The organism is Caulobacter flavus (assembly GCF_003722335.1).
GTDB lineage: Bacteria > Pseudomonadota > Alphaproteobacteria > Caulobacterales > Caulobacteraceae > Caulobacter > Caulobacter flavus.
Window position 1 is genome coordinate 5,635,358 of record NZ_CP026100.1, and the last position, 23,845, is coordinate 5,659,202.

A 23,845-nucleotide genomic window follows, 5' to 3' on the forward strand; every position below is an offset into this window, starting at 1 on the left:
GGTCCACCTCTCCCATAGGGAGAGGAAGGGGCCCGACGCGAAGCGTTGGGAAGGTGAGGGGCTTCACCGGCAACCGTTTTACCCCCTCACCCTCCCACGCCATTGGCGTGGGCCCCTCCCTCTCCCCTTGGGAGAGGTTTTATTATTTGCGCGCCGCGTCCCAGAAGGCCACGGCTTCGGCGTCGCGAAGGCTAAGCTCCGGATAGCGGGGGTCGGTTCCCACTTCCGGCAGGATGCGCCACGAGCGGGCGCACTTGGCGCCTTCGGCCTTGGCCGGGTCCACCGACACGCCCTTGACCTCGTCGGTCGCGAACGCGCCGCCCTCGCCGGCGACCAGGGTCGCGGCGCTGGTGCGGAACACCTCGGCGGCGTCCAGGCCCTCGAAGGCGGCCAGCAGGTCGGGATCGGCGACGTGGACGATCGGCGCGGCCTCCAGGGCCGAACCGATGCGCTTTTCGCGGCGCTCGACTTCCAGGGCGCCGGTGACGACGCCGGTGACGGTCTCGACCTTGGCCCAGCGCGCGGCCTCGGCCTGGTTTTCCCAGGCCGCCGGGGTCTCCGGAATCACCCGCAGGGCCACGGGGCCGGCGTCGGGGAAGCGCGTGACCCAGGCCTCTTCCATCGTGAAGCTGGCCAGCGGGGCCAGCCAGATGGTCAGGCGGTCGAACACGTGGTCCAGCACCGTGCGATAGGCGCGGCGGCGCAGGGCCGTCGGCGCGTCGCAGTAGAGGCTGTCCTTGCGGATGTCGAAGAACACCGCCGACAGGTCGCTCTGGCAGAACTCGACCAACGGACGGATGACGTCCGAGAAGCGATAGCTCTCGTAGGCGGCCTTCACCTGGCCATCCAGCTCCCACAGGCGGTGCAGGATGAACTTCTCCAGCGGCGGGAACTCGGCATAGTCGGTGACCCGCTCGGCCTCGTCGAAGCCGGCCAGGGCGCCCAGCAGGTAGCGCATGGTGTTGCGCAGCTTGCGATAGGCGTCGGTGGTGGTGGCCAGGATCGTCTTGCCGATCCGTTGGTCTTCCGAATAGTCGACCATCGCCGCCCACAGGCGCAGGATCTCGGCGCCGGACTCCTTGGTGATCGCCTGCGGCTCGATCGTGTTGCCCTTGGACTTGGACATCTTCTCGCCGTTCTCGTCCATGGTGAAGCCATGGGTCAGGACGGCCTTGTAGGGCGCGCGGCCGCGCGAGCCGCAGCCTTCGAGAAGCGACGACTGGAACCAGCCGCGGTGCTGGTCGGAGCCTTCCAGATAGAGGTCGGCCGGCCAGGCGCTGTCGTCGCGGCCCTCGATTGTGAAGGCGTGGGTGCAGCCGCTGTCGAACCAGACGTCGAGGATGTCGACGACCTTCTCGTACTGGGCCGGATCGTGGGCGCCCAGGAAGTCGGCGTCGGGACGGGTGAACCAGGCGTCGGCCCCGCCCTCCTTGATCGCCGCCAGGATGCGGGCGTTGACCTCGGCGTCGACCAGCGGATGGCCGGTGTGCTTGTCGACGAACATCGCCAGCGGCGTGCCCCAGTTGCGCTGGCGGCTGATCAGCCAGTCGGGACGGGTCTCGACCATCGAGCCGATGCGGTTGCGGCCGGCGTCGGGGTGGAAGGCGGTGTCGGCGATGGCCTGGACGGCGGTCTCGCGCAGGGTCTTGCCGCCCAGGGCCTCGACCTCGTGGTCCATGCGGATGAACCACTGGGGCGTGTTGCGGAAGATCACCGGGGCCTTGGAGCGCCAGCTGTGCGGATAGCTGTGCTCGACGCGGCCGCGCGCTAGCAGGTTTCCGGCCTCGATCAGCTTGTCCATGACCGCGCCGTTGGCCGGACCGAACTTGCCGATCTTCTTGCCTTCGGTCTCCAGCACCTTGAGGCCGGCGAACAGGGCCACCGACGGATAGTAGGCGCCGTCCGGATCGACGGTGTCGGGGATCTCGCGATGGCCGTGGGCCAGCCAGACCTGATAGTCGTCGGCGCCGTGGCCCGGCGCGGTGTGCACGAAGCCGGTGCCGGCGTCGTCGGTGACGTGGTCGCCGGCCAGCAGCGGCACGGCGAAGCCGTAGTGGCTGTCCAGGTCGGCCAGCGGGTGGGCCAGCACCATGCCTTCACAGTCGACGCTCTCGATCTTCTCGAAGGCCGACACCTTGGCGGCCTTGAAGACCTCCTCGGCCAGCTTCTCGGCCACGATCAGGCGATCGCCCGGCTTGGACCAGGGCGCGAACTCGAGACCCTCCTCCAGCGCCTTCACCTCGAAGACGGCGTAGGGGATGTCGGGATTGTAGGAGACCGCACGGTTGGCCGGGATGGTCCAGGGCGTGGTCGTCCAGATGACGAGCTTGGCGCCCTGGGTCGCGTCCGAGCCCTCGACGACCGGGAACTTGACCCAGATCGTCGGCGAGACGTGGTCGTGATACTCGATCTCGGCCTCGGCCAGGGCCGTGCGCTCGACCGGGCTCCACATCACCGGCTTGGAGCCGCGATAGAGCTGGCCGCTGGTGGCGAAGCGGTGGAATTCCTCGACGATCTTGGCTTCCGAGGTGAAGTCCATGGTGGCGTAGCGGTTCCACCAGTCGCCCAGCACGCCCAGGCGCTGGAACTCGACCTTCTGGGCCTCGATCCAGCCGGCGGCGTAGGCGCGGCATTCGCGACGGAACTCCTCGGCCGGGACCTCGTCCTTGCGGCGGCCCTTGGCGCGGAACTGTTCTTCGATCTTCCACTCGATCGGCAGGCCGTGGCAGTCCCAGCCGGGCACGTAGTCGACGTCGTAGCCCAAGGCGAAGCGCGACCGGATCACGAAGTCCTTCAGCGTCTTGTTCAGGGCGTGGCCGATGTGGATCGCGCCGTTGGCGTAGGGCGGGCCGTCGTGCAGCACGAACAGCGGCGCGCCGTCGGCCTGGCGCCTGGCGCGCACGGCGCCGTAGAGGCCCTTGTCGGACAGGGCCGCCCAGCCCGCCAGGATCTCGGGCTCCTTCTTGGGCAGGCCCGCGCGCATCGGGAACGGCGTGTCGGGAAGAAAGACGGTTTCGCGGTAGTCGCGGGCGGGCGCGGCGTCGTCGGCCATGGGAAGGCTATCCAGCTCTGGAATGTCGGAAGAAGGGCGGGTGAACCCGGCGCGCGCTGGAGCTCTCGTCCGGCGGCGTCACGCCGGGCGGATAATTCGCGCGATCTTCCGAACGAAACTCATGGAGCGACGGGATAGCAGAGCGGTCGCCGCCCGCAAAGCAAAACGGCCGCCCCGGTTGCCCGGAGCGGCCGCTTTGTCGTCGATCGGGAAGGATCAGCCCAGCTTGGCCAGGTCTTCTTCGCTGATGTCGGCGCTGGAATAGACGTTCTGGACGTCGTCGTCCTCGTCCAGGCCGTCGAGCAGCTTCATCAGGGTGGCCACGGCGTCGCCGGTGACCTCGTTCAGCAGCTTGGGCTTCCAGACGATCTTGGTCGACGAGGCCTCGCCGAACTTGGCTTCCAGCGCGGCCGAGACTTCGTTGAGGTCCTCGAAGGCGGTGTAGACGGTGTGACCGCCGTCCTCGCCCATGTCGCTCTCGACGTCCTGGGCGCCGGCCTCGATGGCGGCCTCCATCATGTCGTCTTCGCTGGCCTTGGCGGCCGGATACTCGATCTGGCCAAGGCGGTCGAAGTTGAAGGTCACCGAGCCGGTGGCGCCCAGGGCGCCGCCGTGCTTGGAGAACAGCGAGCGCACGTTGCTGGCGGCGCGGTTCTTGTTGTCGGTCAGCACCTCGACGATCACGCCGACGCCGCCCGGGCCCATGCCCTCGTAGCGGATCTCGGTGTAGTCGCCCGCGTCGCCCATCTGCGACTTCTTGATGGCGCGCTCGATGACGTCCTTGGGCAGGCTTTCGGCCTTGGCGTTGTTCACGGCCAGGCGCAGGCGCGGATTCATGGCCGGGTCGGGCAGACCCGTCTTGGCCGCCACGGTGATTTCGCGCGACAGCTTGGAGAACAGCTTGGAGCGCGCGGCGTCCGCGCGGCCCTTGCGGTGCATGATGTTCTTGAATTTCGAGTGGCCGGCCATTCGGAGGCTCTTCTCTGATCTGACGATGAAACGGGTTGGCGGCGCTTCTACCGCCTGGAGACGCATCTTGTCACCCCAGGCGGCGCTCGCGGCCTTCCCATTCCATCGCCGGTCGCGATCAGGTCAGGCGACCTTCAGCTCCACCACCACGTTGCCGCGGGTGGCCTTGGAGTACGGGCACACCTGGTGGGCCTTGTGCAGCAGGTCCTCGGCCACCGCGCGGTCGACCTCGGGGGCGTTGAGGGTCAGGCGCACGCCGATGTGGAAGCTGACCTCGTCCTTGATCAGGTCGACCTCGCTGTCGAGGCTATGCTCGCCCAGCTTGACGCCCTGGCCGCGGGCCACCAGCCCGAGCGCGCCGAGGAAGCAGGCCGCATAGCCGGCCGCGAACAGCTGCTCGGGATTGGTCCCCTGCCCGTCGCCGCCCATCGACTTGGGATAGCCCAGCTTGACGTCCAGGTGGCCGTCGTCGGTCTTGGCGGTTCCCTGGCGTCCGCCCACGGCGTGGGCCTTGGCGGTGTAGACGGCGGCGTCGGTCATGGAGGACTCCTGTGCTTGCCTCGACGTCGAGGATGAGCCGCCGATCGTGACGGATGCAAGCGGGAGTGGATTGAAGGTTCTTGATCCCTCTCCCGGAAGGGAGAGATCTCCAGACTTCAAACGGCCGGCACGCTCTGGCTCAGGCGTCCGCCCACCCGGATCGGCTCGACGCGGACCGCCAGGCCCGTGCGGTCGTCGGTCTCGACGAACACGCCGCAGACCGTGGCCGGGCCGCTGGCGGGCTGGTAGCGGCCGCCGCTGATCTTGGTGGTGAAGCGCCGCAGGGGCTCTTCCTTCTGGTTGCCGATGACGCTGTCGTAGTCGGCGCAGGCGCCGGCGTCGGTCTGGTAAGCGGTGCCGCCGGTCAGGATCTGGCAGTCGGCGGTCGGCACGTGGGTGTGGGTGCCCACCACCAGGCTGGCGCGGCCGTCGCAATAGTGGCCCATGGCCATCTTCTCGGACGTGGCCTCGCAGTGCATGTCGACGATCACCGCATCGGCGACCTGGCCCAGCGGCGCCTTGTCGAGCTCGCGGTCGGCGGCGGCGAACGGGTCGTCCATGGCGTCCATGTGCACCCGGCCCAGCAGGTTGACGACGAACACGGTCTTGCCCGAGTCGGTCTGGAACAGGTGGCTGCCCCGGCCAGGCGCGTCGGACAGCACCGGATAGTTGGCCGGACGGATCAGGCGCGGCTCGCGCACGATGTAGGTCAGCGCCTCGCGCTGGTCCCAGCTGTGATTGCCCAGGGTCAGGCAGTCCGCCCCGGCGTCGAACAGCTCGCGAGCGGTGTTCTCGGTGATGCCGAAGCCGGCGGCGGCGTTCTCGGCGTTGATGATGACGAACTCGAGGCCCAGCTGGCGACGAAGGCCCGGCAGGTGGTCGGCCAGGCCGTCGCGGCCCGACTTGCCGACGACGTCGCCGAAGAAAGCAAAACGCATGATCGATCAGTCCTTTCGGACCTCGATATACTCGTTTTCGGTCAAGATCGCGTCCAATCGTTGATCGTGACGCTCGTCGGGCAGGTTGTGGGTCTCCTGCCCCTGGTAGCCGAGGCCGACGACGAAGGCCGGCTTGCGCCGCCGCAGGTCTTCCAGAGCCCGGTCGTAGTAGCCTCCGCCCTGCCCCAGGCGCCGCCCCTCGCGGTCCCAGCCCAGCAGCGGCGCGAACACCAGATCGGGCTGGACGACGGGATTGCCGGCGACCGGCGCGACCAGGCCGATGGCGTCGCGGGCCAGGGGCTCGCCCGGGGTCCAGGCGCGGAACACCATGTGGCCGCCCTTGCCGCGCGGATCGGCGCCCTCGACGCTGGGCAGGGCCAGGCTCCAGCCCTGCTCGGCCAGCCAGTCGGCCAGCGCCCGCGCCGAAACCTCCGAGCCGAGGCCGTGATAGAGCGCCGCGACCTTGCCGCGCGGATCGGGAAAGCGCGCCGACAGCGGCTCGCTGGCCACGTCGACCAGCTTCCAGTCGGCTTCGGGATGCTCCAGGGCCAGCTGCTTGCGGCGATTGCGCACGAAGACGCGCAGGGCGGCCTTGGCGGCGGCGGGGTCGGCGATGGTCATGCCGGTGTCATCCAATAAACGCGCGGTCGGCGCAGAACTCGATCCAGTCATGGATGGAGTAGACGAAGTCGCTATGTGTCAGCGTCTGCGGTTCCAGGCGTCGCCGAGGCAGAAGTTCGGCGAATTCCACGTTGAACAGCCGGTAGTCGTCTCGCATTGCGCCCGCACCGGCCAAGGGAGGCGCATCGCGGGGGCGATGGTCCGACAGCCAGTCCCGGACGCAGCGAATGGCTTCATCCGGATCGTTGCGATGCGCCTCAATATCCTGACCGTTAATGTCCGAGAGGGCCGCATCGTAGCGATGGCGATCGGCGTCGAGGATCAGAGCGCGCTTGCGGCGGTGGCGCCCCTCGCCGAGCAGGCGGGCGCCCAGGTGAATGCCCAGCTCCATCGGCATGTTGAACCGCGGCAGGCCGCCCGGCTCGACCTCGACCCGCGACAGGTCATGGATGTCCCAGTCGCATTCGCCGATCAGCCGGGCGATCTTGTCGACCCGGACCTCGGCGCCGTCCGTCGAGTCCAGTGCGCAGCGGGGGTGGTAGCCGCACATGACGATGGTGAACACCATCGCCCGAAAGATCGGCTGAAAATCGCGATCGAACGGGCAGTTTATGAAGACCGAGCGGGCCGCCGGAAATCTAGTCTTCGGTCGCGGGGGCACGCGTCGTATCGCTCATGGCGCGGAAGCCTTCCCGAATGGACTTGGCGAGCGGCGACCGCTCGCCCAGCATCGGCTGGATCTTGATCCCGCGATACACGATCGGACGCTCCCGCTGGGTCGAACCCGCCTTGCGCGTCGTCGATTTCTTCTGCGGCGTGGCCATGTCGAGGATTATGGCACGAACCAAAAGGTGAACAAGAGGGGAAAGGGTGGCGGCGCCGCGAAGAACCGTGAAGACGTTTCAATCCACTCGAACCTGTTAGATACAGGTGGGCTCCGTGTTCCCGCAGCCACGGCCACGGGAGGGAACAGATCCCGATAGAGAGATTAAGGTCCCTGGGAATAGAAATCTTCGACGAGAGCCGCAGCACGACCCGCCGCTGAACAAGATAGGGGTTCGGGAGCGTCGGCGCCAGCGCCGCGTTGACGCGGCGCCCCGTTTTACCCCGCCGCCAGCTTCTCGATGCGCTCGGCGGCGGCGTCGATGGCCTTGATGGCGCGGATTTCGACGCGGGTCTGTTCGTTCTGCAGGCGGGCCAGTTCCGACTGGTTGTGGGCCAGGCGCAGTTTCAGGTCAGACAGCTCGTCGGCCAGCAGCAGGGCGCCCATCAGGAACAGGCGGGTCTCGCCCAGCTGGCCGACCTCCTGGCTGACCTGGCGGACCTGGCGGTCGAACAGGCGCGCGATCTCCAGGAGGTGGGCCTCCTGGCCGTCTTCGCAGCCGACGCTGTAGGGACGGCCGTTCACGTGGATGGTCAGTTGCGCCATGGGCTCAGGCCTTCGCGGGCGGGTCGGGGTCGAACGGCGGGTCGTCCTCGTCGTACAACGCTTCAGGTTCGTCTTCGGCTTCGTCCGCGACGAAACCGGCGGGCGCAGCGCCCTCCTCCTCGTCGTCGTGGACGCCTTCGCCGATCAGGCTCTCGTCGCCCAGGGCGGCGCGGATCTCGGCGATGGCGCGGCCCAGGGCCTCGCTGGCCTGCTCGCCGGCTTCTTCCAGGGCGCGCTCGCGCACGCGGGCCGCCTCCAGGTCGGCGGCCAGCTGGGCGGCCTTCTCGACCACCGCGGCGTCGGCGACGGCGGCCGGCGTCTCGAACAGGTCGCCCGACGCCGGCAGGGCGGCGGCGCGCTCGCGCTCGGCCCGTTCGGCGGCGATCTTCTGCTCCAGGTTCGCGACGGCGCGCTCGAGCCGCCGCGCGGCCAGGTCGAGGGCGCTTCCTTCGCCCGGTGTCATCGGCAAGTTCCCATCATGCGGCGCAACATATAGATCGTCGCCGACTTCGCCACCCGGCGTGACCACAATTGGGCGATGTAACGAGCGTCACAACAATAGCTAATGTGTTGTGAGCGTTCCTGGGCTTGACTTCGCCGCTTTCGACCGCGAAACCCCCTGCAAAATCAAGGAACGCCGCTCGCTTCCGAGCGGGTCCGATCGTGAGGAGAAAGACCACATGGCCCTTCGCGTCGCCATCAACGGCTTCGGCCGCATCGGCCGCCTCGTGCTGCGCTCCATCGCCGAGCACGGCCGCCGTGACATCGAGGTGGTGGCGATCAACGATCTGGGCCCGGTCGAGACCAACGCGCACCTGCTGCGCTACGACAGCGTGCACGGCCGCTTCCCGGGCGTCGTCACCTCGGGCGAGGACTGGATCGACGTCGGCACGGGCAAGATCAAGGTCACCGCGATCCGCAACCCCGACGAGCTGCCGCACGGCGACCTGGGCGTCGACATCGCCTTCGAGTGCACCGGCATCTTCACCGCCAAGGACAAGGCCGCCCTGCACCTGAAGGCCGGCGCCAAGCGCGTGCTGGTCTCGGCTCCCGCCGACGGCGCCGACAAGACCATCGTCTACAAGGTCAACCACGAGACCCTGACCGCCGACGACATCGTCGTCTCGAACGGCTCGTGCACCACCAACGCCCTGGCCCCGGTGGCCAAGGTCCTGCACGACCTGGTCGGCATCGAGCGTGGCTACATGACCACGATCCACAGCTACACCGGCGACCAGCCGACGCTGGACACCATGCACAAGGACCTCTACCGCGCCCGCGCCGCGGCCCTGAGCATGATCCCCACCTCGACCGGCGCCGCCAAGGCCCTGGGCCTGGTCCTGCCGGAACTGAAGGGCAAGCTCGACGGCTCGTCGATCCGCGTCCCGACCCCGAACGTCTCGGTCATCGACCTGAAGGTCGTCACCGGCCGCGAGACCACGATCGCCGAGATCAACGCCGCCCTGCAGGCGGCCGCCGACGGCCCGATGAAGGGCGTCCTGGCCGTGACCACCGACCCGCTGGTCTCGAGCGACCTCAACCACATCGCCGCCAGCTCGACGGCCGCCCTGCCCCAGACGCAGGTCATCGAGGGCAAGCTGGCCCGCGTGCTCAGCTGGTACGACAACGAATGGGGCTTCGCGACCCGCATGAGCGACACCGCTCTGGAAATGGCGAAGTTCCTCTAAGAGCCTGCAAGGGCGCCGGTCCCGAAGGATCGGCGCCCTTCGTCTTCCGGTCGCGCCGAAGCGATCGACGACTTCGAATGGGAACGCGGTGACGCCGGAGGGGCGACGGTTGCTGGGATCTTGGTTGCAACGCATCTTGGGTTTCGCTTTCGGCAAGTCCAAGCCGCCCGTGGAGCCCGCGCCGCCGTTCGACGAGGTCGTCGAGGAGCTCAGCCAGTATATCGACCAGAAGATCGCGGGGGGCTTCGCCACGCGTGACGAGGTCGTGGGGGACGCCGTCGCGGTCGTCGGCTATCCGCACTACGAGCCCGCCGTCCTGCGCCCGTTCGCGGAGCGCTGCGCCGACGCCGCCCTGGCGGCCCACGCCGCCCGCGAGGCGGAATGGACGATGCAGACCGACTGCGATCGCCTCGATGCGGCTTTCGCCGCCCTCGAAGCCGACGGCGTGATCTCGCGCCAGAACTTCTCGTGCTGCGGCACGTGCGGCTCCGGCGAGATCTGGGACGAGATGGAAGAGGCCGCGAACGCCGGCCGCCCTTCGCGGGGCTATGCGTTCTATCACATGCAGGACACCGATTCCGCGGCTGGAGGCGGTGGCCTCTACCTGAACTACGGCTCCCGCGAAGACACCAACGAGGCGGCGGTCGCCATCGGTCACGAGATCGTCGCCCACCTCAATCGCCACGGCCTTCAAACCGACTGGGACGGACGCATCGAGCGTCGCATCTGCGTCCCCCTCGATTGGAAGCGCCGACGCCAGCAAACCCAAGCCTGAAAGACGCCCATGACCTTCCGCACCCTCGACACCGCCGACCTCGCCGGCAAGCGCGCCCTGGTCCGGGTGGACTTCAACGTGCCCGTCGACGGCGGCCGGATCACGGACGACACCCGCCTGCGCGCGGCCCTGCCGACCATCGCCTTCCTGTCCAAGGCCGGCGCCAAGGTCGTCCTGCTGGCCCACTTCGACCGTCCCAAGGGCAAGGTCGTGCCGGAGATGAGCCTCGCTTTCGTGGCCGAGCCGCTGTCGGCGCTGCTGGAGCAGCCGGTGGCCTTCGCTTCGGACTGCGTCGGCCCTGAAGCCGCCAAGGTCGTCGACGGCCTCGAGAACGGCGGCGTCGCCCTGCTGGAAAACGTCCGCTTCCACGCCGGCGAAGAGAAGAACGACGCCGAGTTCGCCGCCGCCCTGGCCGCCAACGGCGACGTCTACGTCAACGACGCCTTCAGCGCCGCCCACCGCGCCCACGCCTCGACCGAAGGCCTGGCCAAGCTGCTGCCGGCCTATCCGGGCCTGGCCATGCAGCGCGAACTGGAAGCCCTGGACGCCGCCCTCGGCAACCCCAAGAAGCCGGTGATCGGCATCGTCGGCGGCTCGAAGGTCTCGACCAAGCTCGACCTGCTCAACAACCTGGTCGCCAAGCTGGACCGCCTGGCCATCGGCGGCGGCATGGCCAACACCTTCCTCTTCGCCCAGGGCCACGACGTCGGCGGCTCGCTCTGCGAAAAGGATCTGGCCGACACCGCCCGCGAGATCATGAAGAAGGCCGACGCCGCCGGCTGCGAGCTGCTGCTGCCGGTCGACGTGGTCGTGGCCAAGAAGGTCGCCCCGGGCGTCGAGACCGCCGTCCGCCAACTGGACGAAGTGCAGGCCGACGACCTGATCCTCGACGCCGGTCCGGAGAGCGCCAGGAAGCTTCTGGCGGCCATGGACCAGAGCCTCACCCTGATCTGGAACGGCCCGCTGGGCGTGTTCGAGGTGCAACCTTTCGACGAGGCGACCGTTTCGGCGGCGAAACACGCCGCGTCGCTCGCGAAATCGGGTAAGATCGTGGCGGTCGCTGGCGGCGGTGATACCGTCGCGGCGCTGAACCATGCGGGCGTGTCGGCCGACTTCACCTTCGTTTCGACGGCGGGCGGCGCGTTCCTGGAATGGATGGAGGGCAAGACGCTTCCGGGCGTCGCGGCTCTCGAAGCCTAAAGGGAGGATCCCGGCGAGCCGAAGACGGCCGCGGGTCCATCAGCCAAGTCGGAACGCCCGCTCCCGAGTCTTTCGGGGCGCGGGCCTCCGCTCTCGGGCGCCGGACGAGGAACCGGTCCCGAGACACCCGGGCAAAGAACGCAAAAGCGTCGCGCCCCAACAACAAGAACCAACCAACGACTTCAAAGCTTGCAGGAGAAATACGTGGCGAGGATCACGCTTAGGCAGTTGCTGGACCATGCGGCGGAGCATGAGTACGGGCTGCCCGCCTTCAACATCAACAACATGGAGCAGGGCCTGGCCATCATGGAGGCCGCCGACGCGGTCGACAGCCCGGTCATCATCCAGGCCTCGCGCGGCGCGCGGAACTACGCCAACGACATCATGTTGGCCAAGATGATCGACGCCCTGGTCGACATCTACCCGCACATCCCGGTGTGCATGCACCAGGACCACGGCAACGGCCCGGCGACCTGCGCCACGGCGATCCAGTACGGCTTCACCTCGGTGATGATGGACGGCTCGCTGATGGAGGACGCCAAGACCCCCGCCAGCTACGAGTACAACGTCGAGGTCACCCGCCGGGTGGTCGAGATGGCTCACGCCTGCGGCGTCTCGGTCGAGGGCGAACTGGGCGTGCTGGGCTCGCTGGAGACCGGCATGGGCGAGGCCGAGGACGGCCACGGCTTCGAAGGCAAGCTGTCGCATGACGAACTGCTGACCGATCCGGACCAGGCGGTCGACTTCGTGCAGGCCACCGGCGTCGACGCCCTGGCCATCGCCATGGGCACCAGCCACGGCGCCTACAAGTTCACGCGCAAGCCGGACGGCGACGTCCTGGCCATGAACGTGATCGAGGAGATCCACCGCCGCCTGCCCAACACCCACCTGGTGATGCACGGCTCCAGCTCGGTGCCGCAGGAACTGCAGGACATCATCAACGCCTATGGCGGCGAGATGCCCCAGACCTGGGGCGTGCCGGTGGAAGAGATCCAGCGCGGCATCAAGCACGGCGTGCGCAAGGTCAATGTCGACACCGACAACCGCCTGGCCATCACCGGCGCGGTGCGCAAGATCCTGATCGAGAAGCCGCACGAGTTCGACCCGCGCGCCTATCTGAAGCCCGCCAAGGACGCGATGCGCAAGGTCTGCCAGGACCGCTTCGAGCAGTTCGGCTCGGCCGGCCACGCCGGCAAGATCCGCGCGCTGTCGACGGCCGCCATGGCCAAGCGCTACATCTCGGGCGAACTGAACGCCAAGTTCGCCGCCGCCGCCGGCAAGGCCGCCGCCGAGTAAGCCTTTCCGCCCCGGCGGGAACGAGGGCCCTTCCGGTTCGCCGGGAGGGCCTTTTTCGTTTCCGAGCAAGACAAAGGACAGTTTCTTGCTGACCAACCCGTCGAAGGGCTGCTAGAAGCCATTCCGTCACCTGGAGACGGCATCTTCATGCCCATGGGCCTGAGCCACGTCGAAGCCTTCAGCGCCGGTCGCCCGACCGCCGCCGGCCTCGCGCTGCCCGTCTCCGCCCGCGCGCTTCTTCTCACCGTACTTATTACCGCCTGGCCTCCAGGAACGGGACGAACGCGCGCGTCTTAAGCGACCGCCGCATCGAGATCGCAGGATCCTCGAACCCCGCTCCTTCCAAGGCGCGGGGTTTTTTGTCGTGCGGTCCGTCGGCCTGACCCCTCAGGAGAAACGACCATGACCTTCCAAGCCCCCTCCCCGTCCGAGCAACCGGCGCCGCCCGTCGGCAGGATCCGCGCGGCCGCGCGCCGCTTCGTGCGCGACCTGGCGGCCGACGACCTGCTGGAGCATGTGGGCCGCATCGAATCTCTGGTCGCCGCGCCGCCGGCGCCCGAGGCTTCGCGGGCGGTGATCGTCGGGCTGGCGGGCCTGGCGCCGTTCGATCCGGCCCGCGACCTGATCTTCACCGGCGGCGAGGGCCCGGCCGTGCGGCTGACGGCCTTCGATCGCGGCGGGCGCGTGCTGCAGCGGGTCGAGCTGGCCGCGCCTTGAGGCGGGATCTCAGTGGGCGGCCAGGCGGTTGAGGGCGGCGCCGGCGAGGCCGCACAGCAGCACGCCGCCCAGATACCACAGGCCCACGAACACGAAGGTCGAGTGCGGGCAGTGCAGGCCGTAGACGCTGGCGGCCAGGCCGCCGGCGAACACCCCCCCGGCGAAGCCGGCCAGCAGCGGCCTTTCGGTCTCGACCCCGCGCAGCACCGTCAGCGCCAGCAACAGGGTCGGCAGGGCCAGGGCGGCGATGTTGAAGAAGCACGCCCCCACCGAGGCCGGCGAGAACAGGCGCGCCAGCTTGGCCGGCTCCATCTGAGTGGCTTCGGTCACGCCGCCGACGGCGAAGACCAGCAGCGCGACGACGGCCACGATGATCGCCGTGGGCGCGGGCGGCCCGCGCCGGATCAGCCGCGCCAAGCCGTCGAAGCCCGCCGCGGCCAGGGCGGCGGTATAGACCATCTTCAGCCAGAAGAACGGCTGCTGGTGCGCGGTCTCGATGTCGGGTCGCAGGTCCAGCCAGAAGAGCACCAGCAGCAGGGCCGCCAGCCCTCCGGCGACGCCGATCTCGGCCAGCCGCCAGGCCGGCCGCGTGGCCTTGGGCCGCCAGCCCGTCCCACGGGGCGTGCGGACGGCGAGCACGCCATCGTCATAGGTCGCGTCGTCGAAGGCCAACCGCTTCCCCCCGCAACAGGCTTGTTTTTTCGGCCGTCGTCCCCTGGCGGCGCGCGCTCGTGAGAGGCGATCTCAAAAGCCGGGGCGAATGCGTAAAGGTTAGGCAGCGGAAGTCAATACCGGCGTTCTGCGAGCGCTGTGGAGCGACTGTGGACGAACATCAATGCCTGGTTGAGCGGCGCCGGAAACCGTGAGCGACGCGCCCGGCGCCTCATCCGACGGCGAATGCCTGGCCCCATCAGCGGCGATCCAGCAGCACGGCCAGACCGACGCCGGCGGCGTAGCAGGCCAGGTCCCTCAGGTCGAAGACGCCGCCGAACACCACCCGCGCCCAGCGCACGCCGCCCAGGCACAGATGATCGAGCACGTGCAGGGCCTGGCCCAGTTCGATGACGAGGCCCAGGCCAAGGGCGGCGACGGCGCTTGCGGCCCGCCCCAGGGGCGTCGCCCCGCGTACGGCGAAATAGACCATGGCCGTGGCCAGCACGTCGCCCAGATAGGGCCGCACGAAGGCGTCGCGCACGAACAGCGCGATCACGACCTCCACCGCGAACAGGATCGCGGCCGCCGCCAGGTGTCCGAACCGAATCCGCATGGCCCCTCCCCGCTCGAAGACGGGGAGAAAGCCGCGCCGGGCGGACTAGTGCAAGGTGGGACGCACGGGCGACCGCCGCCACAGCTGGGCGGTCAGGGCGTTGGCAACGCCCAGCCAGCCCAGATCGGGCGCCGAGGCGCCGCCGACCTTGCGGGCCTCGACGGCATAGGCCGCCGACGCGCCCAGCGAAGCGGTGGCCACGGCCAGCTGGCCGCCGCCGCGACGTGTGCCGAAGGCCAACCACAGGGCGTTGAAGCCCTGGGTCAGGCTCCACAGGGTCAGGGCCCGGGTGCGGGCCGGGCTCGATGGCGCGTTCCAGGTCCGCAGGCCCGACAGGGTCATGGCGATGAACAGCGGCGGCAGCAGCAGGCTGGTGAGCGGCTTGGGCTGATGGGCGACCGGCTCGTGCATCTCGGCGTAGCCGACCGCATACTCTTCGTCGTCGATCACCCGCTCGTGGCGACGGCCCAGCAGCGTCGCGGCCAGGACCGCGCCGCCGGCCAGGGCCAGTCCGATGGCCAGTTGGGCGCCGGCGCTGTTGCCGCTGGTGTCCGGCTGGAACGCCTCGCGGCCAGGCAGGGCGCGGGGGGCGTACGGCTTGCCGGGGGTGATGCGCATTGACGGACTCCTCGTTAACTCGGAACCCTAAACCGTCCAGTTTCCGGCTTGGTTCCAGATGAACAGCGCCCCCGCGCCCATCCTGCTACGTCCCGCGCGCGTCGTCGAGGTTGAGACGATCCGCGCGCTCGAACGCGCCTCGGCCCAGCGTTTCCTGGGCCTGATGGACGCCATCGCCGCCGACGAGCCCACCCCGGCCCCGACCCTGGCGCGGCGAATCGTCGAAGGCGGCCTGCTGGTCGCCCAGGCCGAGGACGGGATCGTCGCCGGCTTCGTCATGTTCCGCCCGCTGGAGGGAGGACTCTATGTGGAGCAGCTGGACGTCCTGCCTGCCTTCGCCGGCCGCCGCATCGGCGCGGCCCTGCTGGACGCCGCGGGCGAACGCCTGGGCCACGGCGGCGTGCTGGTCCTGTCGACCTTCCGCGACGTACCCTGGAACGCGCCGTACTACGCGCGGCTGGGGTTCGTAGCGGTCGACGAACTGACGCCGGGCATGGCGGCGATCCGCGCCGAGCACCTGGCGCGCGGGCTGGACGAAGCCGCCCGAGTGTTCATGGCCCGGCCGCTCTAGACGCCCTCAGCGCGGCAGCAGCGAGATCGCCGTGCTGGCCACCGTGCTGACCGGCAGGGCCTTCAGGTCCGGCGACTTGATCACCGCCACATGGCCGCGCGGACCGCACAGGGCCGGGTCCGAGGCGTCGGAGAACAGGGCGATGGTCGGCGCGCCGGCCGCCGCCAGCAGGTGCGTGGGGCCGGTGTCGTTGCCGACCACCAGGGCGGCCTTGGCGCCGAGCACCGCCAGCTGGGCGAAGTCGGTGCGGCCGGTGAGGTCGCGGGCCTGGCCGGCGGCCTTCTGGATCTGGCGGGCCATGGCGCTTTCCTGCGGACCGCCGATGATGACGATGTCCAGGCCCTTGGACTTCAGGAGCGCCGCCAGCTGGGCGTAGCTCTCGACCGGCCAGCGCTTCTCGGGCCGGTGGGCCGAGCCGCCGGGCACCAGCAGCACGTAGGGCTTGGGCGTCACCGCCCCGGCCACCGGGCGGGCGTCCTTGTGCTTGCGCAGGATCCACGACAGGTCCGGCGGCGGGGCGCTGCCCGGCTCGGTCGGCGCGTCGGGCCAGATGCCGGCCTGGCGCAGCTGGTCGGCGTGCCGCTCCAGCGTGTGCATGTGATAGCGGGCCCGCCCCCGCTGGGGCAGGCTGGCGCCGTTGGCGATGCCCGACCACTGCGGCGGGAACGGCCGCAGGGCCTGGAAGTACCAGCCGGTGCGGTTGTTGGTCTGCAAGTCGTAGACCCGGTCGTACTTGGCCTTGCGGATACGGCCCAGCATCTTGAACAGGTCGCCGGCGTCGCTGGGACGGCCGTCCACCTCGACCGCGTTGAAATAGGGCGACAGGCGGGCCAAGGCCTCGAAGGGCGGGGTGGTCAGCAGGGTGATCTTGGCGCGCGGATGGGCCTCGCGGATCTTCTTCATCGCCGCCAGGGCCAGGACGAAGTCGCCCAGCGCGCCCAGTTTGATGACCAGGACCTTCTTGATCTCCTTGCTCAACCCTTCGACTCCAAAACGTCCGCCCCAGCCTTCCGGGCGGCCATGACGCGCGCATAGACCTTAAGGGTCGCCTCGACCATCGCGTCCACAGAATACAACCGTCGCGCACGCGCGCGCGCCGCCATGCCCATCGCCTGGCGCCCCGCTGCGCCGGCCTCGCAGGCGTCGTTCAGCGCCTGGGCCCAGGCCTCGACGTCGCCGGGCGCGGCCAGCCAGCCGGTCTCGCCCGGAATCACGGTCTCGCGCGTGGCGCCGTGGTCGGCGGCGATCACCGGACGGCCCATGACCTGCGGCTCCACCGCCGTGCGGCCGAAGGCTTCCGGCTCCAGCGACGGCGCGATGGCCAGGTCGGCCAGCAGGTAGGCGGCCGGCATGTCGTCGCAGTGGCCGACGAGGCGCACGCTGTCTTCCAGGCCCGCCTGGGCGATCATGTGCTCGAGCTGCGCGCGGTAGCCCTTGCGGCCCTGGTCGTCGCCGGCCAGCAGCAGCAGCACCCGCGTGTCGCTGAGCGCCTTGAGCCGCGCCACGGCCTCGATGGCCAGGCCCTGCCCCTTCCAGCGGGTCAGGCGGCCGGCCAGCAGCACCTTCAGCCGGCGCTCGTCGCTGGCCACGCCCCAGGCCTTGCGCAGGGTCTCAACCCTGTCGGCCGAGACGAAGCTGGGCTCGAAGCGCGACAGGTCCACGCCGCGCGGGATGGCCACCACCCTGTCGGGATGGACGCCGTGCTCGGCGATGACGTGGGCGCGGGTGTACTCGGAGTTGGCGATGACGAGGTCGCCCTTGGTCATCACCGCGTTGTACCAGCGCTTGAGGCTGGACTTGGCGTTGTAGACCCCGTGATAGGTGGCGATGAACGGGGTCCTGGTGGCGTGCGCCGCCCACAGGGCCGAGAAGGCCGGGGCGCGCGAGCGGGCGTGGACCAGGGTCACCTTCTCGCGGCGGATCAGGTCGATCAGTCGGGCGGCGTTGCCCAGCATCACCAGCGGGTTCTTCGACTGGGCCGGCATCTGGGCCAGGCGTCCGCCGTCTGCCTCGAGCCGCGCGGCCATGCGGCCGCCGCGCGTCGCCACCAGGGCCTTGCCGCCGAGGGCGACCACGCCGTGCGCGACGTCGATCGTGGTCTGTTCGGCGCCGCCGGTCTCCAGTTCCGGAGTCACCTGCAGCAGGGTGAAATCATCGGGAAGGATGGACACGCAGCGCTCTGAAGAGGTTAGGAGGGGTTAGTTAGCGAAACGAACAAGGCCGCGCCATGACCGAAGTCCGTGATTTCCACCCGCGCGAGGAAAATCAGCGTCTCGCCTACCGCAGGATCGACGGCGAGGGCCCGACGGTGGTGTGGCTGGGCGGTTTCCACTCCGACATGACCGGCACGAAGGCCCAGGTTCTGGCCGACCAGGCCCTGGCGACGGGCGGATCGTACGTCCGCTTCGACTATTTCGGCCACGGCGAATCGTCGGGCGCGTTCAGGGACGGCACGATCAGCCGCTGGCGCGCCGACTCGCTGGCGGTGATTGACGATGTGACCGAGGGCCCGCTGGTGCTGGTCGGCTCGTCCCTGGGCGGCTGGCTGGCCTGCCTGGCGGCCATCGCCCGGCCCGAACGGGTGAAGGCGCTGGTGCTGATCGCTCCGGCCCCGGACTTCACCGACAAGCTGATGGGCCCCGAGCTGTCGGACGAGGCCAGGGCGGCCATCGCCCGCGACGGCTTCTGGATCCGCCCTTCCGAGTACGACGACGGCGGCTACGCCATCACCCGCGACCTGCTGGAGGACGGCGCGCGCTGGTCGATCCTGCCCGGCCCCGTGCCCATCGACGCGCCGGTGCGCGTGCTGCAGGGCGGTCAGGACGAGGACGTGCCGTGGACCCACGCCCTGGAGCTGGCCAATGCGCTGAAGGGCGACGACGTCGTGTTCTCGCTGATCAAGGACGGCGACCACCGCCTGTCGCGCCCCCAGGACCTGGAACGCCTGGTCGCCGCCGTGGCCGAGGCTCGCGTGCTGGCCACGCCGGTGGACGACGACCCGGTCGCGCGCCGGCTGGCCCGCGCCGCCCGCGCCCGCTCGGCCGGCCAGGCCCCGGCGGCGGCCTGGGCCGCGGCGGATCTCGGGGACGAAGACCTGGAGGACTAGGCCAGGCTGGCGTGATCGCGCGCGATCCGCACGACGATGTTGCCCGCCACGTCCAGGCTGTCCTCGCCGAACGGCGTCGTCGGCTGGCCCGAATAGGCGTCGATGTAGAAGCCAGACAGTCCGTGCGCGCGCAGCAGCGCGACCAGCGCCGCGGGATCCTCGCCGACCCGCTCGCAGTGCTCGCGCGCATATTCGAACGCCAGAACGGTGTCGCGGCCGGCCAGCGGACCGCCGGGCGTCAGCAGGGCCGCCAGCAGCTGCGGCTCGGCGCCCTCGGCGTCGAGCTTGATCACCAGGTCGTTGTCGCCCGGTGGGATCAGCGACGCGATGGGGCGGACCTCGACCTTGATCTTTCGGAAGCGGTCGGCGTCGCGGCGGTCGCTGTAGGAATGCTGGGTCGATACGCGGCTGTCGAATTCGTAGACGTCGAACTCGACGGTTCCCGTCGCCCCCACGCCGCCGGCGCAGCAGACGTGGTGCTCGGCCGGTGTTCCCCCGCCGTTCAGGAACAGCGAGCGCCGGATGTTGTGCGCCAGCTCCGGGATCGGCTCGACCGTGACGATGCGTCCCGTCGGGCCGATTCCCCGCGCGGCGATCGCCGCCAGCGTCCCGACATTGGTCCCCACGTCGACATAGTGCACGCCGGGCCGGACGTGGCCGGCCACGAACCGGCGCATGCCGATGTCGAAGTCCGGATGCAGGTACGAGATCGCGTGGTTCAGCTGCGTGGCGGGAAACAGAAAATAGTAGCCGTCGGCGAGGATCACGATGTCCTGGTCGTTGGAGACCAGCACCTCGGGCCTGCGAGCGCTGGCCGCCAGGACGTCGAGCTTGGCGCCGAGCGCCTCCAGCGCGCCGTCGCGCCGCGCGGCCTGCTCTTCGAGGCGCGCCTCCAGCGCCGACACAGTGGCCTCCAGGCTGCGAACGCTTCGTTCCAGGGTTTCGACACGGCTGGGCACGAGGTTCAGCCTGGAAACGAAATCGCGAATACTCATGGACCCCCGCCACCGACGGCGCGACGCGCGCCGGCGGCGACCATAGGGGCGCGCACGCCCCGAATCCACTCCGGCGCCTAGCGCTCGCCGGCCAGGATCGCCGCCAGCCCCTCGCGATAGGTCGGGTAGGCGGGCCGCCAGTCCAACTCGGCCTTGGCCAGGGCGTTCGAGACGCGCTTGTTCTCGGCGTAGAAGCGGCGGGTGGCCGGCGACAGGCCCAGGGCGTTGAACGGCAGGTCCGGCGGGACCGGCGCGCCCAGCAGACGGGCGGCGTGCTCCATGACGTCCTGCGGCGGAGCCGGCTCGTCGTCGCACAGATTGTAGACCGCCCCGGCGCGAGGCCGCTCCAGCGAGGCCAGCAGGCCCGAGACGATGTCGTCGCGGTGGATGCGGCTGAACACCTGGCCCGGCTTGACGATTCGGCGGCCCTCGCCGGCCCGCAGCCGGTCGAAGGCGCTGCGGCCGGGGCCGTAGATCCCCGGCAGCCGGAAGGTGGCAATCGTCAGGCCCATGCCGCGGCACACCTGACGCCAGTCGCGCTCCGCCCCCACCCGGCGAGCGCCCTCGACCGACTGGGCCTTCAGCGGGCTCGCTTCGAACACCCAGCCGCCGTCGAAGTCGCCATAGACGCCGGTGGTCGACAGATAGCCGATCCAGTCGGGAAAGGCCTCGGCCGCGGCCAGGGCGGGAATCACCGCCTCCAGCGCCGGACAGCCCTCGCCGGTCGGCGGCGAGGTGACCAGCACGGCGTTCACGCCGCGCATGGCCTCGACCATGGCCGCCTTGTCGTCCGGGTCTACGGCGGAGAAGCCCTGGGCCTCGACGGCGGCCCGCGCCTCGGGCGTGCGCCCCGTGGCGGTGACCGACCAGCCCCGCGCGGCCAGAGATTCGGCGAAGGCGGCGCCGACATAGCCCAATCCGAACACGAACAGACGCAAACCCAGAGCCCCGCCCTCAAATCCAAGGGATCAATGAGCCGTCGAAACGGGCCGTTCCGCAAGTGCGGCATTCATCCCCAATGAAGTTGCGCGACAGTGCTTGCCAAGCGCGGAACGCTCTGCCATAAGCCGCCTCCTCGTCGCGGGGCGCTGTTTTCAGCCTCTTCGATGCGGGCGTAGCTCAGTGGTAGAGCGCCACCTTGCCAAGGTGGATGTCGAGAGTTCGAATCTCTTCGCCCGCTCCATTCCCTCCTTCTCGGAGACGGATGGACGAGACAAGAAAATCGGTGCGCGGGCGTAGCTCAGTGGTAGAGCGCCACCTTGCCAAGGTGGATGTCGAGAGTTCGAATCTCTTCGCCCGCTCCATTTTCTTTCCTTTCCTCATATTCTGATCCGGATGCGAAGCGGGGCCGTTTGGTCCGGCGCGAAATCCTGCTCTAACCTCCTCGTCGACCATTCCGGGGAGCGTCCATGCGTCACCACCTTCTTCGCCTCGCCGCCGGCGCGGCCCTGTCGGCCGTGCTGCTGGCCAGCGGCGCGCACGCCGCGACCCAGGCGGCCTCGACGCAGTTGACGCAGGCCGTGAAGGCCTACGAGTCGGTGTCGGCCGTCGACGACGAGGAAAGCGGTTCGGACGCCGCCCGCTGGCGGCTGCCGCCCGTCGGCCCCAAGGCCGACGCCGACCGCAAGGCCAAGTACGAGAAGGCCAGGGCCCTGCTGGCCGACGTCGACGCCTCGGGCCTGTCCGACGACGAGAAGCTCACCCGCCAGATCCTGGCCTGGAGCCTCGACGACAAGCTCGCCGGCCTGTCGTTCGACGAGAGCCGCATGCCGTTCAGCAGCGACGGCGGCTTCGACGTCGCCCTGCTCTATCGGGCCAGCAGCGCCCGCCTGAAGGACGAGGACGAGGCCAGGAAGTGGATCGCCCTGCTGGCCCAGGCGCCCGACTGGTACGCCGCCAACATCGCCGAGGCCCGCCGCGGGATCGCCACCGGCTTCGTCCATACCCGGATGACCGCCCAGTCGGTGCTGGAGCGCGCTCAGCGCGCCGCCGCCACGCCGGCGGCCGAAGACCCGCTGCTGGCCCCGCTGCGCGCCCTGCCCGCCAGCGTGCCGGCCGAACGCAAGGCCGCCCTGATCGCCGAGGGCGAGGCCGTGCTGAAGGCCAAGGTCGCCCCGGCCCGCGCCAGCTTCGTCGCCTTCATGCGGGACGAGTACCTGCCCAAGTCGGCCAAGAGCCTGGCGGCCGGCGACCTGCCCGACGGCAAGCGCTACTACGCCTTCCTGGTCAAGCGCTACACCACCACCGACATGACGCCCGACCAGGTGCACGAGATCGGCCAGGCCGAGGTGCGCCGCATCCGCGCCCGCATGGAGACGGTGATGAAGGAGGCCGGCTTCAAGGGCGACCTGCCGGCCTTCCTGACCTTCCTGCGCACCGATCCGCGCTTCTACGCCACCAGCCGCCAGCAACTGCTGGAAAAGGCCAGCGAAATCGCCAAGCGCGCCGACGACCAGCTGCCCGCCCACTTCGGGACCCTGCCACGCCTGACCTACGGCGTGCGTCCCGTGCCGGCCAGCATCGAGAAGGGCTACACCACAGGGCGCTATTTCGGCGGCGACCCGAAGACGGGCCGGGCCGGCGGGCTGATGATCAACACCTCCGACCTCGACCAGCGCGGCCTCTACGAACTTCCCGCCCTGGTGCTGCACGAGGGCGCGCCGGGCCACCACGTCCAGACCTCGCTGGCCCAGGAGCAGGCCGGACCCGAGTTCCGCAAGAACCTCTACTTCAGCGCCTTCGGCGAGGGCTGGGGGCTCTATTCGGAATGGCTGGGCGAGGAGATGGGGATCTATCGCGATCCCTACGAGCTGTTCGGCCGCCTGTCCTACGAGATGTGGCGCGCCTGCCGCCTGGTGGCCGACACCGGCATGCACTGGAAGGGCTGGAGCCTGGAGCAGGCCCGCGCCTGCTTTACCGAAAACAGCGCCCTGTCCTCGACCAACATCGAGGTCGAGCTCAAGCGCTACGTCTCCTGGCCGGGCCAGGCGCTGTCCTACAAGATCGGCGAGCTGAAGATCCTGGAGCTGCGCAAGCGGGCGCAGGACCAGCTGGGCCCGAAGTTCGACGAGCGGGCCTTTCATGACCTGGTGCTGCTGGGCGGCTCGACGCCGCTGGCGGTGCTGGAGGCGCGGACCGACGCCTGGATCGCCGCGCGCAAGAAGTAATGGCAAGCTGAGCCGCAGCCCGGGGTTGACCCCGCCCTCGCCCCGGGCCGAACCTCCCCGCCTTAAAAAGGGAGGTTCCATGTCCTACGCCTCGAAGTTCGCGATCGGCGGCGCCCTGCTTCTGGCCCTCGCGGCCTGCTCCGACCCGAAGACGGCCAAGACCGACGCGCCGGCCAAGCCGGCCGGCGAAACCGCCGCCGCGCCCGCCTCGGCCGCCAAGCCACCCGCCGACCTGCCGGCCGGCGAGTACACGCTGGACAAGACCCACGCCGACCTCAGCTTCAAGGTCAATCATTTGGGCTTCTCCTGGTACACGGCGCGCTTCTCCGACTTCGACGCCAAGCTGACCCTCGACCCGAAGGCGCCCGAGGCCGCTCACATCGAGGCCAGCATCAAGACCGGCTCGCTGCTGCTGCCGGCCCCGCCCAAGGGCTTCACCGAGGAACTGCTGGGGCCCCAGTGGCTGGACGCGGCCAAGTACCCGGCCATCACCTTCCGCTCGACCAAGGTGAGCAAGACCGGCGACGACACCGCGGACGTCACCGGCGACCTCACCCTGCACGGCGTAACCAAGCCGGTGACCCTGAAGGCCAGGTTCAACGGCGCCTACACCGGCTATCCGCCGATGGACCCCAACGCCCGCATCGGCTTCTCGCTGACCGGCAGCTTCAAGCGCTCGGACTTCGGCGTCTCCTACGGCGTACCGCAGCCCGGCTCGACCATGGGCGTGGGCGACGAGGTGCAGGTGGCCATCGAGGCCGAACTGCTGAAGCCCAATCCTCCGGCCGCCAACGCGCCGCCGGCGCCCGGCCAGCCCTGACGGGAACAAGCCTATCCCCGTCGGCGGACGAGGATAGGCGATCGCCGCGCACAATACAATCAGTGGTTTAGATTTT

Annotated in this window: 25 protein-coding genes, 2 tRNA genes and 1 other RNA gene; 11 read left to right on the forward strand and 17 right to left on the reverse strand. The window is 69.5% G+C overall.

What is annotated here, in order from left to right; translation table 11 throughout:
* Nucleotides 1–142: 142 nt before the first annotated feature.
* The 10 genes from ileS to C1707_RS25785 form a co-directional block, all read right to left on the reverse strand.
* Nucleotides 143–3,052 (reverse strand): isoleucine--tRNA ligase, encoded by a 2,910-nt coding sequence (ileS, locus tag C1707_RS25745; protein WP_101714896.1) that lies wholly within the window; start codon nucleotides 3,050–3,052, stop codon nucleotides 143–145.
* Nucleotides 3,053–3,268: 216 nt separating this feature from the next.
* Entirely contained in the window at nucleotides 3,269–4,021 is a 753-nt protein-coding gene (locus tag C1707_RS25750; RefSeq protein ID WP_101714895.1) for a YebC/PmpR family DNA-binding transcriptional regulator, read from the reverse strand.
* Between the two features lie 123 nt (nucleotides 4,022–4,144).
* Nucleotides 4,145–4,561, reverse strand: a complete 417-nt coding sequence (locus tag C1707_RS25755; protein WP_101714894.1) for an organic hydroperoxide resistance protein — start codon at nucleotides 4,559–4,561, stop codon at nucleotides 4,145–4,147.
* A gap of 116 nt (nucleotides 4,562–4,677) precedes the next feature.
* Entirely contained in the window at nucleotides 4,678–5,499 is an 822-nt protein-coding gene (locus C1707_RS25760) for a TIGR00282 family metallophosphoesterase (protein WP_101714893.1), read from the reverse strand.
* Between the two features lie 6 nt (nucleotides 5,500–5,505).
* On the reverse strand, nucleotides 5,506–6,120 hold the full coding sequence (locus C1707_RS25765; protein ID WP_101714892.1) for a 5-formyltetrahydrofolate cyclo-ligase: 615 nt from the start codon (nucleotides 6,118–6,120) through the stop codon (nucleotides 5,506–5,508).
* 7 nt (nucleotides 6,121–6,127) lie between these two features.
* Nucleotides 6,128–6,688, reverse strand: a complete 561-nt coding sequence (locus C1707_RS25770) for a hypothetical protein (protein WP_101714891.1) — start codon at nucleotides 6,686–6,688, stop codon at nucleotides 6,128–6,130.
* Nucleotides 6,689–6,758: 70 nt separating this feature from the next.
* Nucleotides 6,759–6,944: a hypothetical protein gene (locus C1707_RS26415; protein WP_101714890.1), complete on the reverse strand. Its 186-nt coding sequence runs from the start codon at nucleotides 6,942–6,944 to the stop codon at nucleotides 6,759–6,761.
* A 48-nt stretch (nucleotides 6,945–6,992) separates the two neighbouring features.
* Nucleotides 6,993–7,155: non-coding RNA, 6S RNA (gene ssrS / locus C1707_RS25775), on the reverse strand.
* A gap of 67 nt (nucleotides 7,156–7,222) precedes the next feature.
* Nucleotides 7,223–7,549 (reverse strand): cell division protein ZapA, encoded by a 327-nt coding sequence (locus C1707_RS25780; protein WP_058348093.1) that lies wholly within the window; start codon nucleotides 7,547–7,549, stop codon nucleotides 7,223–7,225.
* Nucleotides 7,550–7,553: 4 nt separating this feature from the next.
* Nucleotides 7,554–8,012, reverse strand: a complete 459-nt coding sequence (locus C1707_RS25785; RefSeq protein WP_240633827.1) for a hypothetical protein — start codon at nucleotides 8,010–8,012, stop codon at nucleotides 7,554–7,556.
* 217 nt (nucleotides 8,013–8,229) lie between these two features.
* On the opposite strand from C1707_RS25785, the gene gap reads away from it, so the two are divergent.
* From gap to C1707_RS25810, 5 genes are all read left to right on the forward strand, one after another.
* Nucleotides 8,230–9,237, forward strand: coding sequence for a type I glyceraldehyde-3-phosphate dehydrogenase (gap, locus tag C1707_RS25790; RefSeq protein WP_101714889.1), 1,008 nt, complete (start codon nucleotides 8,230–8,232; stop codon nucleotides 9,235–9,237).
* Nucleotides 9,238–9,361: 124 nt separating this feature from the next.
* Entirely contained in the window at nucleotides 9,362–10,012 is a 651-nt protein-coding gene (locus C1707_RS25795) for a DUF6891 domain-containing protein (RefSeq protein ID WP_101714888.1), read from the forward strand.
* Between the two features lie 9 nt (nucleotides 10,013–10,021).
* The gene (locus tag C1707_RS25800) at nucleotides 10,022–11,212 is read left to right on the forward strand and encodes a phosphoglycerate kinase (RefSeq protein WP_101714887.1); all 1,191 of its coding nucleotides are present in this window, start codon (nucleotides 10,022–10,024) and stop codon (nucleotides 11,210–11,212) included.
* Between the two features lie 204 nt (nucleotides 11,213–11,416).
* Nucleotides 11,417–12,508 (forward strand): class II fructose-bisphosphate aldolase, encoded by a 1,092-nt coding sequence (gene fba / locus C1707_RS25805; protein WP_101714886.1) that lies wholly within the window; start codon nucleotides 11,417–11,419, stop codon nucleotides 12,506–12,508.
* A 402-nt stretch (nucleotides 12,509–12,910) separates the two neighbouring features.
* The gene (locus tag C1707_RS25810; RefSeq protein ID WP_101714885.1) at nucleotides 12,911–13,225 is read left to right on the forward strand and encodes a hypothetical protein; all 315 of its coding nucleotides are present in this window, start codon (nucleotides 12,911–12,913) and stop codon (nucleotides 13,223–13,225) included.
* A 9-nt stretch (nucleotides 13,226–13,234) separates the two neighbouring features.
* Here C1707_RS25810 and C1707_RS25815 read toward each other — a convergent pair whose 3' ends face one another.
* The 3 genes from C1707_RS25815 to C1707_RS25825 form a co-directional block, all read right to left on the reverse strand.
* Nucleotides 13,235–13,897 carry an NrsF family protein gene (locus C1707_RS25815; RefSeq protein WP_101714884.1) on the reverse strand — a complete coding sequence of 221 codons (663 nt, stop codon included), beginning with the start codon at nucleotides 13,895–13,897 and terminating at the stop codon, nucleotides 13,235–13,237.
* A gap of 238 nt (nucleotides 13,898–14,135) precedes the next feature.
* Nucleotides 14,136–14,492, reverse strand: a complete 357-nt coding sequence (locus tag C1707_RS25820) for a ribosomal maturation YjgA family protein (protein ID WP_101714883.1) — start codon at nucleotides 14,490–14,492, stop codon at nucleotides 14,136–14,138.
* A 45-nt stretch (nucleotides 14,493–14,537) separates the two neighbouring features.
* A complete protein-coding gene (locus tag C1707_RS25825; RefSeq protein ID WP_101714882.1) occupies nucleotides 14,538–15,110 on the reverse strand; it encodes a TspO/MBR family protein in 573 nt (190 codons plus the stop codon).
* A 58-nt stretch (nucleotides 15,111–15,168) separates the two neighbouring features.
* On the opposite strand from C1707_RS25825, the gene C1707_RS25830 reads away from it, so the two are divergent.
* Nucleotides 15,169–15,681 carry a GNAT family N-acetyltransferase gene (locus tag C1707_RS25830; RefSeq protein WP_101714881.1) on the forward strand — a complete coding sequence of 171 codons (513 nt, stop codon included), beginning with the start codon at nucleotides 15,169–15,171 and terminating at the stop codon, nucleotides 15,679–15,681.
* Nucleotides 15,682–15,687: 6 nt separating this feature from the next.
* Here C1707_RS25830 and C1707_RS25835 read toward each other — a convergent pair whose 3' ends face one another.
* Together C1707_RS25835 and C1707_RS25840 are read right to left on the reverse strand one after the other, a co-directional pair.
* Complete coding sequence (locus C1707_RS25835) at nucleotides 15,688–16,659, reverse strand: glycosyltransferase family 9 protein (protein ID WP_101714880.1); 972 nt, start codon at nucleotides 16,657–16,659, stop codon at nucleotides 15,688–15,690.
* Nucleotides 16,656–17,852, reverse strand: coding sequence for a glycosyltransferase family 4 protein (locus C1707_RS25840; protein ID WP_101714879.1), 1,197 nt, complete (start codon nucleotides 17,850–17,852; stop codon nucleotides 16,656–16,658). The genes C1707_RS25835 and C1707_RS25840 overlap by 4 nt, the downstream gene beginning before the upstream one ends.
* 56 nt (nucleotides 17,853–17,908) lie before the next feature.
* Here C1707_RS25840 and C1707_RS25845 point away from each other — a divergent pair, with 56 nt between their 5' ends.
* The gene (locus C1707_RS25845; protein WP_123170808.1) at nucleotides 17,909–18,787 is read left to right on the forward strand and encodes an alpha/beta fold hydrolase; all 879 of its coding nucleotides are present in this window, start codon (nucleotides 17,909–17,911) and stop codon (nucleotides 18,785–18,787) included.
* Here the strand turns inward: C1707_RS25845 and C1707_RS25850 are convergent.
* Together C1707_RS25850 and C1707_RS25855 are read right to left on the reverse strand one after the other, a co-directional pair.
* The gene (locus C1707_RS25850; protein WP_101715288.1) at nucleotides 18,784–19,782 is read right to left on the reverse strand and encodes an FkbM family methyltransferase; all 999 of its coding nucleotides are present in this window, start codon (nucleotides 19,780–19,782) and stop codon (nucleotides 18,784–18,786) included. The two genes, C1707_RS25845 and C1707_RS25850, sit on opposite strands and share 4 nt — an antisense overlap.
* Before the next feature lie 77 nt (nucleotides 19,783–19,859).
* On the reverse strand, nucleotides 19,860–20,720 hold the full coding sequence (locus C1707_RS25855; RefSeq protein WP_101715289.1) for an SDR family oxidoreductase: 861 nt from the start codon (nucleotides 20,718–20,720) through the stop codon (nucleotides 19,860–19,862).
* Nucleotides 20,721–20,890: 170 nt separating this feature from the next.
* Here C1707_RS25855 and C1707_RS25860 point away from each other — a divergent pair.
* The 4 genes from C1707_RS25860 to C1707_RS25875 all read left to right on the forward strand — a co-directional run bounded on the left by C1707_RS25860 (nucleotide 20,891) and on the right by C1707_RS25875 (nucleotide 23,769).
* Nucleotides 20,891–20,965: transfer RNA gene (locus tag C1707_RS25860), tRNA-Gly, on the forward strand.
* 46 nt (nucleotides 20,966–21,011) lie between these two features.
* A tRNA-Gly gene (locus C1707_RS25865) sits at nucleotides 21,012–21,086 on the forward strand.
* Nucleotides 21,087–21,191: 105 nt separating this feature from the next.
* Nucleotides 21,192–22,949, forward strand: coding sequence for a DUF885 domain-containing protein (locus tag C1707_RS25870; RefSeq protein WP_101715290.1), 1,758 nt, complete (start codon nucleotides 21,192–21,194; stop codon nucleotides 22,947–22,949).
* 79 nt (nucleotides 22,950–23,028) lie between these two features.
* The gene (locus tag C1707_RS25875) at nucleotides 23,029–23,769 is read left to right on the forward strand and encodes a YceI family protein (protein WP_101715291.1); all 741 of its coding nucleotides are present in this window, start codon (nucleotides 23,029–23,031) and stop codon (nucleotides 23,767–23,769) included.
* The last annotated feature ends 76 nt before the right edge of the window (nucleotides 23,770–23,845 follow it).